At 55.7% G+C, this 16,034-nt stretch carries 16 protein-coding genes; 10 read left to right on the plus strand and 6 right to left on the minus strand.

Translation table 11 applies throughout. The features are described from left to right. Positions 1-35 precede the first annotated feature (35 nt). Positions 36-1,145 (plus strand): YjgN family protein, encoded by a 1,110-nt coding sequence (locus hmeg3_RS14925; RefSeq protein ID WP_094564415.1) that lies wholly within the window; start codon positions 36-38, stop codon positions 1,143-1,145. Then, a complete protein-coding gene (locus tag hmeg3_RS14930; RefSeq protein WP_094564416.1) occupies positions 1,142-2,176 on the plus strand; it encodes a M48 family metallopeptidase in 1,035 nt (344 codons plus the stop codon). The genes hmeg3_RS14925 and hmeg3_RS14930 overlap by 4 nt, the downstream gene beginning before the upstream one ends. Before the next feature lie 70 nt (positions 2,177-2,246). Here hmeg3_RS14930 and hmeg3_RS14935 read toward each other — a convergent pair whose 3' ends face one another. Then, on the minus strand, positions 2,247-2,597 hold the full coding sequence (locus hmeg3_RS14935; RefSeq protein WP_094564417.1) for a nuclear transport factor 2 family protein: 351 nt from the start codon (positions 2,595-2,597) through the stop codon (positions 2,247-2,249). Between hmeg3_RS14935 and hmeg3_RS24760 the strand changes: the two genes are divergently transcribed. From hmeg3_RS24760 to hmeg3_RS14965, 7 genes are all read left to right on the plus strand, one after another. Then, positions 2,590-2,823, plus strand: coding sequence for a hypothetical protein (locus tag hmeg3_RS24760; protein WP_157739281.1), 234 nt, complete (start codon positions 2,590-2,592; stop codon positions 2,821-2,823). The two genes, hmeg3_RS14935 and hmeg3_RS24760, sit on opposite strands and share 8 nt — an antisense overlap. Before the next feature lie 7 nt (positions 2,824-2,830). Then, on the plus strand, positions 2,831-3,658 hold the full coding sequence (locus tag hmeg3_RS14940; protein WP_232511655.1) for a helix-turn-helix domain-containing protein: 828 nt from the start codon (positions 2,831-2,833) through the stop codon (positions 3,656-3,658). Positions 3,659-3,788: 130 nt separating this feature from the next. Beyond that, complete coding sequence (locus hmeg3_RS14945) at positions 3,789-4,406, plus strand: TetR/AcrR family transcriptional regulator (protein WP_094564418.1); 618 nt, start codon at positions 3,789-3,791, stop codon at positions 4,404-4,406. A gap of 482 nt (positions 4,407-4,888) precedes the next feature. Next, a complete protein-coding gene (locus hmeg3_RS14950) occupies positions 4,889-5,584 on the plus strand; it encodes a Pr6Pr family membrane protein (RefSeq protein WP_094564419.1) in 696 nt (231 codons plus the stop codon). Positions 5,585-5,824: 240 nt separating this feature from the next. Continuing rightward, positions 5,825-6,448: a TetR/AcrR family transcriptional regulator gene (locus hmeg3_RS14955; protein WP_094564420.1), complete on the plus strand. Its 624-nt coding sequence runs from the start codon at positions 5,825-5,827 to the stop codon at positions 6,446-6,448. A gap of 487 nt (positions 6,449-6,935) precedes the next feature. After that, on the plus strand, positions 6,936-7,325 hold the full coding sequence (locus hmeg3_RS14960) for a hypothetical protein (RefSeq protein WP_232511656.1): 390 nt from the start codon (positions 6,936-6,938) through the stop codon (positions 7,323-7,325). A gap of 433 nt (positions 7,326-7,758) precedes the next feature. Continuing rightward, on the plus strand, positions 7,759-10,473 hold the full coding sequence (locus hmeg3_RS14965) for an EAL domain-containing protein (RefSeq protein ID WP_094564421.1): 2,715 nt from the start codon (positions 7,759-7,761) through the stop codon (positions 10,471-10,473). Between the two features lie 16 nt (positions 10,474-10,489). Here hmeg3_RS14965 and hmeg3_RS14970 read toward each other — a convergent pair whose 3' ends face one another. The 5 genes from hmeg3_RS14970 to msrP all read right to left on the minus strand — a co-directional run bounded on the left by hmeg3_RS14970 (position 10,490) and on the right by msrP (position 15,057). Continuing rightward, positions 10,490-11,899: a hypothetical protein gene (locus hmeg3_RS14970; protein ID WP_094564422.1), complete on the minus strand. Its 1,410-nt coding sequence runs from the start codon at positions 11,897-11,899 to the stop codon at positions 10,490-10,492. Positions 11,900-11,964: 65 nt separating this feature from the next. After that, a complete protein-coding gene (locus hmeg3_RS14975; protein WP_369828891.1) occupies positions 11,965-12,357 on the minus strand; it encodes a DUF305 domain-containing protein in 393 nt (130 codons plus the stop codon). Positions 12,358-12,660: 303 nt separating this feature from the next. Next, on the minus strand, positions 12,661-13,371 hold the full coding sequence (msrA, locus tag hmeg3_RS14980) for a peptide-methionine (S)-S-oxide reductase MsrA (RefSeq protein ID WP_094564423.1): 711 nt from the start codon (positions 13,369-13,371) through the stop codon (positions 12,661-12,663). After that, a complete protein-coding gene (locus tag hmeg3_RS14985) occupies positions 13,368-14,063 on the minus strand; it encodes a sulfite oxidase heme-binding subunit YedZ (protein ID WP_094564424.1) in 696 nt (231 codons plus the stop codon). The genes msrA and hmeg3_RS14985 overlap by 4 nt, the downstream gene beginning before the upstream one ends. A 13-nt stretch (positions 14,064-14,076) precedes the next feature. Further along, entirely contained in the window at positions 14,077-15,057 is a 981-nt protein-coding gene (gene msrP / locus hmeg3_RS14990) for a protein-methionine-sulfoxide reductase catalytic subunit MsrP (protein ID WP_094564425.1), read from the minus strand. 300 nt (positions 15,058-15,357) lie between these two features. Here msrP and hmeg3_RS14995 point away from each other — a divergent pair, with 300 nt between their 5' ends. Further along, on the plus strand, positions 15,358-16,029 hold the full coding sequence (locus tag hmeg3_RS14995) for a heavy metal response regulator transcription factor (protein WP_007878153.1): 672 nt from the start codon (positions 15,358-15,360) through the stop codon (positions 16,027-16,029). Positions 16,030-16,034 lie beyond the last annotated feature (5 nt).

Here is a 16,034-nt window from a genome sequence, read left to right on the forward strand (position 1 = left end):
TCAATCAACTTCAAAAACAAACTGATGGGGAACACATGAGCGACACTTTCGACCAACCCGGCCAGCCCGACTTCCCTGCCGGACCGAATTTTTCCGCGCCACCCGTACAACCGGCACCGGCTCCCGTGGAGGTATTTTCTTTCAGTGGACGCGGGTCCGAATACTTCCGCATCTGGATCGTCAACCTGCTGCTGTCGGTCGTCACGCTGGGGATTTATTCCGCCTGGGCCAAGGTACGACGGCTACGTTATTTTTATGACAACACCACGGTCGCCGGCACCAGCTTTGAATATCACGGCAACCCGATGGCGATTCTCAAGGGTCGCATTATTACTGTCGTGTTGCTGTTCGGCTATCAGTTCGCGTTCAAACTCAACGCGTTGATTGGCTTGCTCGTGCTGATCGCCTTCATGGTGGCGATGCCCTGGCTGATCTGGCGCAGTTTGCAGTTCAAGCTCTACAACACCAGCTATCGCGGCATTCGCTTCGGTTTTCGCGGCAACGCTGCCGGCGCCTACAAAGTGTATTTGTGGCTGCCGCTGCTGACTTTTTTCACGCTGTATTTGCTGACGCCATTTACCCATCAGCGCATCAAACGTTTTCAGCATACGGAGTCACGCTTTGGCGCCAGCCATTTTTCGTTCGATGGTTCGGTGGGTGCGTTTTACAAAACCTATCTGATCGGCTTCGGCATTTACCTTGCCGGCTTCATTGCCATTTTGCTCACGATCGGTGCGAGCGCCTATCCATTCATGGGCGATCAATCGTTTGGCGCCGGACATGTCTTTTCGTTCGTGCTGGTGATTCTGGCGCTGTACGCCTGGACTTTCCTGATGTATCCGCTGTTTCTGACACTGATGCAAAACCTGATCTGGAATCACACCAAGCTCGGCGAACACGGCTTTCGCAGCGAGATGCGCTGGGGCCGCATGATGTTCATCGCCTTCACCAATATCATCGGCATCGTTTGCACATTGGGCCTGTACACGCCCTTCGCGCAGATCCGCGCGCTGCGCTACCGGGTCGAATCAATGAGCCTGCATCCCGCGGGCAGCCTGGATGACTTCATCGCCGACAACGAACCATCCGGTTCGGCCATGGGCGAAGGTATGACGGACTTGCTCGATTTTGATTTATCGCTATGACGACAGCTGTCGCTGCTTCTTATTTCGACGGTAAGACCTCACGCCGCCACGCCGTCACGCTGGAAGTGATTGACGGCATGGCGCGTATTTACAGCAGCCCTGACACCTATGGTGAAGCAGCGCCGGTGGAGCGCGTGTGTCCCATCTCGCAACTGCGAGTATCCGAAAGGCTCAGCAGGGCTGCTCGCAAAGTGACCTATCCTGACGGCGCCTATCTGGAAATCCAGGATCACGCGGCGTTCGCCGTCTTACTGGAGAGCACCAACCATCGCGACTCGCTGGTGGTGCGTATGCAGCAGAACTGGCGCGCGACGCTGGCGGCCGCGACCGCACTGATCGTGCTGCTGATCGTGAGTTACCTCTACCTGCTGCCGGCTGCCTCCGGTGTGATTGCGCGCTCACTGCCGATCAGCGTAGAGCAACGTATCGGCGAAGGTGCACTGGACTTCCTCGATAAACATATTCTGGCTCCCACGGCGCTGCCGAGCGCACAACGGGCAGCGATCACGGCGCGCTTCAAGACGCTGACGGCATCGATCGATGCGGTTGAGCCGATACCGCCGTACGAGATCATCTTCCGCAAGAGCCGCATCGGCCCCAACGCCTTTGCCCTGCCCTCCGGCCAGATTGTGCTGACCGACGAGATCGTGACTCTGCTCAACGACGACGATGCTGTGATGGGCGTGCTGGCGCACGAACTGGGCCATCTGCAGCGGCGCCATCTGATGCGCAGACTGATCCAGAGTTCGGCGATCGGGGCGGCGGCAACGGTACTGTTCGGCGATGTCTCTGCCGTGATCGCCAACATACCGACCGTCTTGCTGGATATGAAGTACTCACGCGATGTCGAACGTGAAGCCGATGACTATGCCATCGCCCTGTTCAAGGCCAACGGCATGAGCCGTCAAAAGCTGGCTTATGTCTTTGAAAAACTGGGTGAGAAAGAAGCGGCCGGAGGCGGCGTACCGCCTTATCTGTCCAGCCACCCCGCCAGCGCCGAACGCGTGGAACGTATCCTGAGCGCACGATGATCTGATGCATAAGATAAGGCAGCGGCAGTGGTAACGATCACCGCCGCTGCCCTGTCCGAACTTGTCGAACTCAGGCCGGCACCTGATCCAGAAAGCCGGTTACGCTGCGCAACCGTCCGTGCTCCAGCACCGCAAAATCGGTTCCCTTGACCATCGCCTCTTCGCCATCGAGACCCAGCGCCCAGGAGAAACGCAGATGGTCGCCATGGAAATCCGGCTCGCCGATGCGGCTGAAACGGAAAGCCGGGAAGCGTTCGTGCACCGCGGCCACCAGTTGCGAGATACCGGCGTGGCCGTCGCCTTGCATCAGGGGATCGCGATAGCTGGCGTCGGCGGTCCAGATTTCGGCAATCAGGCCGGCGCGGCGTGCGGCGTCGGTTTCATTCCAGACCGCAATGTAGAGATCCACGAGATTGTTCATTTGTTCGCCGGTGGCGGTTGTCGACGTTGAGTGGCTTGAATGCGTTGTAGCTATTGAATTTGCCATGCTGAGCTCCATAAAAAATAAGAAGAAAGCGAAAAATGTGACCGCTGTCCGGCGCGTCCTGCAGTACGGCAAGCGCAACGTCAGGCACATCATTGCGCAGGGCCTGCTGCCGGACAATTACCTCCGAGGTAATGTGATGCGCAGCATCGATACGCTATGATCGACGCATGATCACGACACCTACGCTCTCGCCTCCCTCCTCGCCCGCGCGGTCGGTCAGCGACATGTTGCGCGACTGGCGCCTGCGCCGCCGCATGAGTCAGCTCGACCTGGCCTGTGAGGCAGAAATTTCGACGCGCCATCTGAGTTTTCTGGAAACCGGCCGCTCGCAAGCCAGTCGTGAAATGCTGCTGCGTCTCGCAGAACGATTGGAAATCCCTTTGCGCGAACGTAATGCATTGCTGATGGCCGGCGGCTTCGCCCCGCTGTTTCCGGAGCGGGCACTGAATGACCCCGCTTTGCTGGCGGCACGCAAGGCGATCGACCAAATCCTCACCGGGCATGAGCCGTTTCCTGCGTTGGCGGTCGACCGTCACTGGAATCTGGTTTCTGCCAATCGCATCATTCCTCTGTTGCTGGCTGGCGTTGAGCCTGCGCTGCTGGAAGCGCCAGTCAATGTCATGCGCCTGACGTTGCATCCGCAAGGACTGGCGCCTCGTATTGCCAACTTCGCGGAATGGCGGCAGCACATGCTGGATCGTCTGCGCCAGCAAATTGCCTTAAGCGCTGATCCTGTCCTGATTGATCTGAACAAGGAGTTGCACGCCTATCCGACGCCCGGCCACGACGCACAATCGCATGAACAGGCACTCTCGCCCTACGCCGCCGTGGCTGTGCCTTTTCAACTGAAGACGGAACACGGCCTGCTGTCATTTTTCAGCACGACGACGATCTTCGGTACGCCGGTCGACATCACCTTGTCAGAGCTGGCGATGGAATGTTTCTTCCCCGCCGATGCGGAAACATCGGCAGCACTGCAGCGACTGCGGCCGTAATTCACAAAATAATTTCCACGCAGCATCATTTATGCTGGTATGCAACGTCCAGATACCGTAGTTCTACGCGCCTTCCTTATTTCAGAAGATCCATCTTTACATTTCGCACATGTGTGCTAAATTACGTCACATGGATACCGTCATTCCCCGTACCGCCAAAAGCGAACTCACCCTGGCAGCCATCGTCGACACCGCCCTTGATATGGCGCAAAACGAAGGCCTGGAAGCCTTGTCACTGGGCGAAGTCGCCAAGCGCCTGAGCATCAGCAAGAGCGGAGTGTTCTCGCGAGTCGGTTCGCGCGAGGCATTGCAGCAAGCGGTACTGGATGAGTTCGACCGTCGTTTCGTTGAAGAAATTTTCAAGCCGGCGATGACCTTGCCGCGCGGGCTGCCGCGCCTGAACGCGATGATTCGCAACTGGCTGCGGCGCACGAGCAATGAAGTCGGTTGCCTCTATATCGCCGGCGCCTTTGAATATGACGACGTCGACAATCCGATGCGCGATCGTATCAAGCAGAACATCATGCAATGGCGTGGCATGCTGCATCGGACGGTGGAACAGGCCTTGGAAGAAGGCCAGCTGCGTCCCGATACCGATCCGGAACAGTTGGTGTTCGAGCTGTATTGTCTGATGGTCGGGCTGATGCATGATGCCCGTTTCCTGCGTGACCCCAAGGCACTGGAGCGCGTGCAGACGGCGTATGAACGCCTGATCTCAACGTACCGCAGCTTTAACTATCACGGTTGATTTCGCATTGAGCATTGAGTTCTATCCGGCAGCAGCTTTTAGCAGGTTCGCCGGTTTGTTTTTCCGGGCAAAAATTCGTTTTTGCGTTTTTTTAAGTTAATTTCGCACTATCGTGCTAAACAGGGAGCGCATCATGTTGGTTACTATCGGCGTCATCACGTTGCCCATCGGGGCATCACTTTTGTTCCAACTGCTGCAAACCATTAGGCTGGTGCCAAATCAGAATGAAGACTTCGTTTTCATCTGACACAACGCTCGGCCAGAACAGACACATTCAGGAAGAAGAGCCGAAAACTTGCCGCCAGGCCGCCCCCGGCACGCGTCGACAAGTGACAAGCAAGCAGGTGTAAAACGCCGTGAACTGAGCGCCTGGCGGGAACAATCTGTGGCCATGCCACTCCATATCGTGATTCAATGCTCCCTGAGCTGTGCACGATTTCCGTTCTACGAGCCCCTTCATGACGCCACCTTTTTAGCCTGCGATGTCTACGTCCGAACCAACACTGTCCGCCGAAATATTCCCCGATCGCCAACTCTCCACTCTCTCCTGCATGCTGGCGCTGCTCATTGCCGTCATCAGCTGGTTTGCACTGAGCGCCCAGACCGACATCACCATTGACCGTGTGCTGGTACGCGGCATGACCGTACTGGATGGCGTGGAGCGCTTGACGAGTTACCTGACCAATCTGACGATCCTGCTCAGCGCCGTCAGCTTTTCTGCACTGGCCTTGCGCAACAGCAATCCGATCAGCAGCTTCTTTCGCAAGCCGCAAGTCATCACGGCGGTGGTGGCGTATATGATTTTTGTCGGCATCGCTTATAACCTGTTACTGCGCCAGCTATGGCAGCCGACCGGCTTTCGCGCCCTGGTCAACGAAAGCCTGCATACGGTGACACCACTCCTGTCGATGGTGTATTGGATTTTTTTCGTGCCGCGCTTCCAGCCCAGCCTGAAGAAAAGCCTGCTGTGGCTGATTTATCCGCTGTCCTATCTGTTCATCACCTTGTGGCGTGGCGGCATGTCCGGTTTTTATCCCTACCCGTTCATCAATGTGAATGAACTTGGTTATCCGCACGTGCTGCTCAATGCGACAGGATTACTGGCAGGCTTTCTGGTGTTGATGGGCTTGCTGATTTTTATCAACGAATCCGGAAAGACCTTGTTGCTGCGTCGTTAATTTGCATGGCATGGCTGAAGATCTCCGGCAAGAGAAGATATTGCCGCATCGCAATTTTACTAATCACGTGAAATAACCGGCAGACTTCGCATCCTGCAGGCGACGCCTCGCCGGCAGCCTCATTCCAAACGGTATGTAAAAAAATGTTATGAAAAGTTGGTGCAGGAGCCGTTTCTTTCTCAAGTTGTGACATATGCGACCGATATAGGCTGTAGACAGACTGCACTTCCTTATTGGAGCATGACCATTTCTCTCACCTATATGCCTGATCCCGCTACAGGCAGACGCCGCAACCCTGCAACCCATGACGCCATCCTTGACGCCACGTGTGTCCTGCTGGATGAAATCGGGTTCGACAAGCTTTCTCTGGAAGGTGTGGCTGCGCGCGCGGGTGTCGGCAAGGCGACGATTTATCGCTGGTGGCCCAACAAGAGTTCGCTGGCCATGGAAGCCTTGCTGCGCGAAGTCGGTCCTACCGTGGCCTTTCCGGAAACAGAATCGGCACGTCATGACGTCGAGAACCAGATCCGCAAACTGGCCAAGCTTTACCGCGGCAAAACCGGCCGTGTCGTATGTGAAATGATCGGCCTGTCGCAATTCGACGCAGAAACCATGCGTCTGTTCAATGACAACTTCCTTGATCCACGTCGCAGTGCCGCCAAACAAGTCCTGTTGCGTGGTATTAAAAACGGTGAGTTCAAGGATGATCTCGACTTCGACGTCGTTTTCGATCTGCTTTACGGCCCGATTATTCAGCGCATGCTGATGCGTCATGCCGGTATCGACGAGCGTCATATTGACTTGCACGTTGCCCTGGTGCTCGACGGCATCTCCCCCTCAAAACCAAAAACCGAATTAATTTAACAACATTCTCGTAAGTTTTGTTGCGTAGTAGGAATTTTGCACCTAAAATTCAAGACGAAACGTATCGTCTTGTTTTTCCTATTGCATAACAAACTTGTCTGTCCAGGTTGCCGTGAGTGCCGTTTTGCTCACAATAACAAGGATGGGTCTGTCACATCAGCGAGAACCGTAAATGCCTTGTCACCGTTTGGCTGCTTCCAGTCAGCCAGAGAACCGCATGCATTTGTGCAGCCCGGCCGTGCTGTCACGCGTCGTTCCGCGTTCTCTTTGGTCCGCTCCTTTACGCCTATTTTCGCTGATACCTTCCTTGTCCATTCGCCGTGACGCGTCGCAATGTTGGTCCGGCAAGCGGCACATCACCGTTCGCCATGGCGCGAACGGGCTGTTGACATGAATGCTGCCATGACGTGATCCCACGCGATAGCGCTGCGAAGAAATAAGAAACCAAACAAATTCAACCAAGCCAGTTTGCAAATGCGGGGGCACTATGCAAAACGATGTCGCAAACCATACCGTCAATCTGAACAATCCTCATGATGGCCGCGATGAGCGCAACGATCACCACAATACGCTGTGCAGCGCCAACGCAGGCTCTTGCCGTGTGGCGGTACATCGCACATGGTTCTTCTGGAGTTTTATATTAATTCCGGTGCTGGTCATTCTCGGCTGGTCGCAATACGTCACGGTCAAAGGTCCGGTTCCCTGGCTTGGTCTGGGCAACGTGGAGCATGCCGAGCACTGGAGCGACTGGATGCGCTATTACGTCTGGCTGCAACTCGTGTGGCTGCCGGCTAATATGATGATCTTCCTGATCTGGTGCGCCCTCGGCGTCAGGATCTGGAACTGCAAGAGAATGTCTCGCAGCCAGTGCAATTGAGATCAGCCGCTATCGTCCGCGCATGCATCATTAACGGCATCGGCGATAACCGATACTAGTAATCCTCCGGTTCGCGGCGGGCTCGCTGCTGCAGTTGCAGCCCAACTTCTTGCCGACGACTATCGAGACTATAGCGCCAATCGCGTGGCAGATTGTCGGACGGATTGTCACCACGCAAAACACAATTCACGACCACGATGCGGACAATGCATCCATCCATTTGCACCTCCCAAACAGGAGCGATGATCGCCTCTCTTGATGTGCAGAATCATATAAACAAAACGAACGTTTCTATATAATCATTTACCTATATCAAATCTGCCCGGTGCAGATCAATAAAAACAAAATGGATTAAAGAATCACATCGCCCGGGCCGATCACACATTATGTGCATTCACATCACAACGAGATATCACTCTATAAGCAGACGACAGTGAAGAAGCGTTTACTCAAAGTTCTCAGCATTCTCTCGTGGCCTGTTGGCTGCCTGCTTCTTGCCATATTGATGTGGTCCCTGCTGCTATCCCGGCTCAGCGACCGGGAAGCCGAAATCGGCAAGACAGCGATGCAAGAAGCTCGTGCACATTCCAAATCGTATGCCGATCAGTTGGCCCGCTCGGTCTCTCAGGTTGACCAAATCACACTTAATCTCAAGTACTACTGGACCTATACCAATGGGCACCTGAGCGTGGAAGACCAGCAACGGCAAGGTCTTTATCCGACGGCAGCCTTGTTATATGCCACGATTTCCGATCGTGACGGCACGTTGAAAACCAGCTCGCTGCCGCTGAAAAATCTGGTCAACGTTGCAGAGCGCGATTATTTCATTACGCACAAAACACATCCGAACAGGGGATTGCTCATCAGCAATCCATCGGTTGGTTTGCGTTCGCAGCGCACGCTGATTCGTTTTTCGCGCCGCCTCGACACCGCCGATGGGACATTCGACGGACTGGTGATGGTGGCCGTGGAGCCGGCGTTCCTCGCGCCTTCGCAGGATGATTCAGCCATCGGCAAAAATGATTTCATGGCGCTGTTCAAGCAGGACGGTACTGCACTGGTATCACGTACAACCGACGCGATAATAGCCCGGCAAAACATCTTCAAATCCCTGCCGGCATTTACGGGCGATAGCGGCGTAAGTGTCATGCCGGGCTCCGTGTTCAGCGACGGAGAAGAGCGCATCGTCTCGTGGTATGCCCTGCACGACTATCCCCTGCTTGCCGTGACCGGCATGTCGACCAAGGATATCTACGCATCCTTCCGCGAGCGCGCAAACGATTACACCGTCATCGCAACGGCCTGCTCGATCTTCCTCGCGTTGTGCGCATTGGTCGGCACGCTGCTGTCGCTGCGCCTTGCCATTCGCAAGCGCGAAGCCGAGAAAGCGCGCGAAGCCTACGGTGTCGTCACCGAAGGAGGCAATGACGGCTTCTACATGTGGCGTGCGGTACGTAACAAGGACGGCAAAGTGATTGACTTTGAAGTACTCGATTGCAATGAACGCGGCGCGACTGTCTTCGGAAAAAACAAGGCTGAATTCATTGGCAGCTATATGTCACGGCATTACTCGCCGGCGTATTTCGTCAAGCTGCTGCCGACGTTTCAGAAAGCCATGGAGGTCGGCTTTTACGAAGACGAGTACATGATCCCCGACGACAGCCCGCTGACGTCGGTCTGGCTATATCGCAAGATGGTGCGCAACAAGCTCGGCCTCGTGATCACCGTGCGCGACATCAGTGAAGCCAAAGCGCATGAACTTGCTCTGCTCGAACAAATCAATACCGACGAACTGACAGGTCTGCACAATCGTCACTGGGTGATCGACCATCTCCACAAGGTGCTCAATGAAGCTGCCAGTGAACGACGCGGCTTTGCCGTGCTGTTCCTGGATCTGGATGACTTCAAGAACATCAATGACACCATGGGCCACTCCAGTGGCGACATGCTCTTGCGCTCGGTCACGCAGCGCCTGCAAGAACTGCTCGCTGCGAATGCTGCCGCAGCCGCGGCAGCGCCCGATAACCCGCGTCCGCAATTGACGATGAAGAACGAACTGGTTCGATTCAGCGGTGACGCGTTCACCATCATCCAGCAACAAACCGGTAGTATCGAAGACGCCGCTCAACTTGCCGAAAGTATCTTGCAGGCTTTCTCCCGCCCCATCATGCTGTCCAACCAGAGTGTGTTGCAAGTCAGTCTGTCGATTGGTATCAGCATGTATCCGCGCGATGGCGACAGCGTCGATGCCTTGCTTAAACATGCTGACACCGCCATGCATGCGGCCAAATCCGACGGTAAAAAGCGCTTCCGTTTCTACCAGCCGCAATTGTCCGAACGCCTGCAGATCAAACTGGAAAATGAAAATGCCCTGCGTCTGGCAATTGAACGCGACGAGTTCGTCCTGCACTTCCAGCCTCGCGTGAACACGGCGACCGGCGAATTCTGCAGCATGGAAGCGCTTGCGCGTTGGCAGCACCCGGTACGCGGCATGGTGTCGCCGCTGGAGTTTATTCCGGTCGCGGAAGAAACCGGTCTGATCCTCATGCTCGGCGAGTTGATTATCCGCAAGGCCTGCGCACAACTGGCGCAATGGAGGGCGGAAGGATTACCGGCATTGCCGACCTCGGTCAACGTCTCTTCGCGCCAACTCAATCAGGGCAATCTTAATACCATCATCGCCACCGCGCTCAGGGACTACGCCATCGATCCGGCACAAATAGAAATCGAGCTGACCGAATCCTGCATGATGGCCGACACGCTTGAAATCGCTGAAGAGCTGGCATCCTTCCAGGAGCTGGGGATCAAATTATTGGTCGATGATTTTGGTACCGGCTATTCGTCACTGTCGCAATTGCAGCGTCTCGATCTCGATGTGCTGAAAGTCGACAAGGCCTTCACTGCCGAGCTGGGCGTACGCGCTGAAGGCGAAGTCTTCTTCAATGCCATCGTCTCCATGGCGCATGCCCTCCATATGACCGTCGTGGCGGAAGGCGTGGAAACCGTGCAGCAACTGCAACTGCTGCAAGCACTCGGCTGCGACGAAGTACAAGGTTATTACATCTCGCACCCGCTGCCGGCGGCAGAGATCCCGGGATTGATGCGTCGCCGCTATCTGTTCCCGGTTTCTCCGCTCACACCTGCTTGAATTTCGCCAGGCAGGATTACTGCTTCATTTCGACCAGCACTGCCTTGGCGGCATCAGCCGGCTGATTGCCTTCCATCACGATGACGCGGCTGGAGCCGGTCGTTGCAACCGGCGATGCGCCGGGCGCTGCAGGTTCCCGCAACGGCCCGATGGCGGTACCGTTGGCGACACCCTTGGCATCGGTAAGAAAGCGCGCCACCGGCGCCGGCTGGCCGTCCAGATAAACGCTGTACGTGGTCTGTGGCTTGAGCTTGAACAACGACACTTCCAACGCATCGATCACACCCAGATTACGCGACACGACAAAACCGCGCGCCGGTTCCGCGGACTGGACTACCGGCTGCAGACGAATGTTCAGCGGATCGCTGTTGACACGCGGCACCAGATTGCCCGTACCGCCATCCGCTCCTGCCACATGCGACAGATACACCAGTGCTTGCGGCGCTTGTCCGCCGCCGACATGCGCGATCACCTTGTTGCTGGCCGGGTCGATGACTTCGACACCGTCGCCGTTTTCCAACCCCACATAGATGCGGCTGCTGTCATCGGAAGTCCAGATCCCGTGCGGCAATGCGCCGGTCGGAATGGTCGCCGCCAGCTTGGCCACCTTGTCGGTGGTGAACACCTTGACCACGTTCTCGCCACCGATCGTTACATACGCCAGCACCTTGCCGTCCACCTTGGCAAAGGCAAGATGGTTGGTGATGAAGCCCGTATCGATGACGCCGGTCACTTCCATCGTCCTGGTGTCGATACGTGTGACCTTGCCGACATCCTTGTGTGTCATCCACATTTCCTTGTAGTCCGGCGTGAATTGCAGGAAAGGTGAAAACGGACTGACCACGTCGATCTTCTTGATCACTTGATGCGATTTGACGTCGATCACATCAACTTGCGGCGTGAAGCTCGATACCGCGAACGCCAGTTTTCCATCCGGCATGAACTGCACCATGCCCGGACCGACCCCGGTCTGGATGCGGCGCGTCTCCTTGAAGCTGACCGGATCGATCACCGAGATGTAATCTTCGCCGCGCACCACTACCCACACTTCCTTGCCATCGGCGCTGAAGAAACCTTCATGCGGCGAACGGCCGACATAAGTGGTGCCTTTGACCTGATTGGTGGCCGTATCAATGAAGGTCACCGAGTTGGACCCGTTGGACACAACCAGCAAGGTCTTGTGATCCGGCGAGAAGCCCATCCCGTGCACGTTGATCTGCCCCTTGTACAGCGGCGACAACACATCGGGACGCGGATTCCCCAGACGGATTTGACCGACCAGCGTGTTGGTTGCCGGGTTGATGACGGTGACGGTGTTGCTGTTCTGGTCGGCGGTGTACACGCGATCCTGCGCCGATGGCAGCGCCCACGCCGCCTGAGCAAACAATACGGACACCGCGCTGGCGATGAGAGAGATTTTTTTCATGTCGATGTTGTCCCTGATGTTGGTATAAAAAAGAATGCAAAAAAGCGAAGCGACTGCGTGAAAATCTACTTGCCTGTCTTGCCGGTGTCGTCAGCGTGATGCTGAAGCCACGCCTGCATGACGCGAATTTCGTTTTGTTGTTCGGTGATGATGCCGAGCGCGAGATTGCGAATTTCCGGATCGTCGGAATACAGCAGCACCGCTTTGGCCATATCCACTGCGCCCTGGTGATGCGGCATCATCATGGTGATGAAATCGTGCTCGGCGTTGCCGTTCATCGGTGCATGTGTCATGCCGTGATCCATGACGGCCATGGCATCGTCCATCAAACCGGCAAATGGTTTTGCGGTGCTGGCGATGAAGACTGGTGGCATATCTTTAACAGTGGTGGCAGCGGCATCAGCCGGTTCTGCACCATGATGATGGTGCATTCCTTGCATCCCCTGCATATCCTGCATATCCTGAGCAATGGCGTTGCCGCTTGTACATAAGAAAACCGCCGCCATGACTACCGAACCGGCGACCATGGCCGCTGCTGCGATGTGGCGGTGTGGACGTACCAGACGGTTCATTGTCGTCAGTGTTGTTTGCATTAAAACCTCCTCTTTTTCTGTTGATCGCATCAAGACAGCTCCACAGGTGAATTAACCTGTAAGCAGTTCATACGATCAGTCTAGAAGCCGAGCGGGGTTAAACGGATGACAAAGCGGTGACAAATTTGTCATGCTTCCGTCCGGGCGGACGGAAGCAATCAGGACAAATTAATTGCGGAAGACTGTGACCGGCGCGGCGCGATAGTCGGAGGGATACATCTGTTTGAAATTTTCGATCTTGGGCAAATCGTAACGTGCGATATAGCCCTGTTGCGGATGCAGTGTGGCGAAGTCCTGATGGTAGTCTTCAGCAGGATAAAACGCCGCCGGCTGCAGCGGTGTCAATTGCGTAACGATGCGCGCCGGATAGACTTTCGCCGCATCAAGCTGGGCGATATAGTCGGCTGCAATACGCTTCTGATCGTCGCTCTGATAGAAGATTGCGGAACGATATTGCGTGCCCGTATCGGGCCCCTGGCGATTGAGCTGCGTCGGATCATGCACGACGGAGAAGTAGATCTGCAAGATCTTGCCGTAGGAGATCTTGCGCGGATCAAAGGTCACCCTGACCGACTCGGCATGTCCGGTCGAACCGGAGCCGACCATGTCGTAGCGCGCGTTTTCCTTGCTCCCGCCGGCGTAGCCAGACACGGCGCTGGTCACGCCAAGCGTGTGTTGAAACACCGCCTGCACACCCCAGAAGCAACCACCCGCGAGGACCACAGTTTCGCTTGTCGCGGTGGAAGCTGCCGGTGCACTTTTCGGCGCCGGAATCTTGAACGCGGATTCCGCTGCCTGCGACGACGAAATCTGCACCGTCATTGCGGCGACAGCCATCAGAACGGGCAAACCGATTTTTTTAAAATGTACTTTCATCATTTACTCTCTTTCACTAAACCTGCACCAGCGCCTGCACCAACGTCACGCCGGGAAAACAATTGCACCAGTTGCTGACGATTCTTTTGCGACAAGATACGCATCAGCAGCAAAGCCGCCACGATAGTCGTGAACAGGATCGGTTGCGCCAACAAGTTCTTGCCTGCCTTGACCCACCAGAAATGCAGCACACCCAGCGGCACGATGACATAGGTCAGGCGATGCAGCCATTGCCAACGCTTGCCGCCCAGACGGCGCACCATGGCATTGGTGCTGGTGATCGCCAGCGGAATCAGCAACGCAAAAGCCAGCACGCCGACAGTGATGAAAGGACGCTTGACGATGTCCTTCCACATTTCCTGAAAGTCGAAGAAATGATCGAGCCAGAAGAAAATCGTGAAATGCAGGAACACATAGAAGAACGCATACAAGCCCAGCATACGGCGCAAACGCACCAGCCAGTTCCATCCCGTCAGGCGGCGCAGCGGTGTAACCGCCAGCGTGATCATCAGAAAGTACAAGGCCCAGTCGCCGGTGTTGCGTGTGATGAACTCGATCGGATTGGCGCCGAGCTTGTCCAGGAAAACGAACAACACCAGACGCGCCAGCGGCAACAAAGCCAGCACGAACAAGACGTTGCGCAGGTACAAGACCTGCCGCGTCGAGAGGGTTTTTAATGCGTTCAGTGCGTTCATCTTCCTACCCTGCTTAAAAATACTTCTTGAGATCCATGCCGGCGTACAAACCTGCAACGTCGTTGTAGCCGTTGAACATCAGTGTCTTGCGCTTGCGGGCGAAGAAACCGTCTTCACCGATACGACGCTCGGTCGCCTGCGACCAGCGCGGATGATCGACTTCAGGATTGACGTTGGAATAGAAACCATATTCCCGCGCGGCGTACATGTTCCAGGCGGTCTTTGGTTGTTCCTTGAGGAAGCGGATCTTGACGATGGATTTAGCCGATTTGAAACCGTATTTCCATGGCACCACCACACGTACCGGCGCACCGTTCTGGTTCGGCAGCACTTCGCCGTACATACCCAATGTCAGCAAGGTCAGCGGATGATTCGCTTCATCCATGCGCAAGCCTTCGGTGTACGGCCATTGCAGAATCGGATCGGACAAGCCGGGCATCTGCTTCTTGTCGGCCAGCGTGACGAATTCAATGTACTTGGCGCTGCCCGTCGGATCGGCCTTCTTGATCAGCGCCGACAGCGAATAGCCGATCCATGGAATCACCATCGACCAGCCTTCCACACACCGCAGGCGATAGATACGTTCTTCCAGCGGCGCCAGTTTGGTCAAGGCATCCAGATCCAGCGTGAACGGCTTTTTCACTTCGCCTTCGATGCTGACGGTCCAGGGATTGGTCTTGAGCGTCCCTGCGGTCTTGGCAGGGTCGGACTTGTCGGTGCCGAATTCGTAGTAGTTGTTGTAGGTAGTCGCATCCTGATAGGCGGTCGGCTTGTCCATCACGGCATATGAACTGTTGAGCTTGGCCGCCAGTTTGCGGGCGTTGGCCGACTGGGCAAACGCGTTGCCCGATCCAATCAGGCCCATGCCGCCGCCGGCGATAGCACCTGCCGCCATCTTGGCGATGAAGGCGCGACGCGAAGCAAAAACTTCCTGCGGTGTGATTTCCGAGGCAAGAGGAATATCGATCTGGTCGGGACGGATTTTGATCAGCATGGCGTTTTCCTGAAATAATGAATGGGTTCGGTCTGTTGCCTTGAGGCACCTTGGATGTATAAACACTGCGACAAACAACATAGAACGCGCAGATCGCAGGTAAATCATATCGCGGAAGGCAAAGACTTTTCTCGCACGATCATCCTAGGGTATCGGCAGTGTCATCAACATGGCATTTTGATGACAAATTTGTCATCGTTGAGGCCATAGCGACTTGTTAGAATGCCCCCATGTAAGGTGCATCCGCAACAATTTGCAACATCGCGACAGCACCACTGCAACACTCACCTGGAATCCTGTATGGCCATTCTTGTCATCGAAGACGACCCAAAAACCGGCGACTACCTCAAGAAAGGTCTGCGCGAATCCGGCTATACGGTCGATCTGGCCCGCAACGGCACCGATGGTCTGCATATGGCGATGGAACAGGAATACGACCTGGTCGTGCTGGACGTCATGCTGCCCGGCACCGATGGCTGGCAAGTCATGAGCGCCCTGCGTGCCAAACGCGACCTGCCGGTCATCTTTCTCACGGCACGCGATCAGGTGGATGACCGCATCCGCGGGTTGGAACTGGGTGCTGACGACTATCTCGTCAAACCCTTCTCTTTCACTGAACTGGTGTTGCGCATCCGCACCCTCTTGCGGCGCGGCGTCACACGCGATGCTGAGGTATATCAAGTGGCCGATCTGCAGCTGGATCACGTACGCCACAAGGTGACGCGGCAAGGCGTCAATATCGTGCTGACCAACAAGGAATTCCTGCTGCTGCATCTGCTGATCAAGCGCCGTGGTGAAGCCTTGTCACGCTCAGTGATCGCTTCGCAAGTCTGGGACATGAATTTCGACAGCGACACCAACGTGGTCGACGTTGCCGTCAAACGGCTCCGTGCGAAGATCGACGCCCCTTTCGAAAAGAAACTGATCCATACCGTGCGCAGCATCGGCTACATGTTCTCGGAAACACCATGAAAGCA

Origin of the sequence: Herbaspirillum sp. meg3, from assembly GCF_002257565.1 — a bacterium.
Lineage (GTDB): Bacteria > Pseudomonadota > Gammaproteobacteria > Burkholderiales > Burkholderiaceae_D > Herbaspirillum.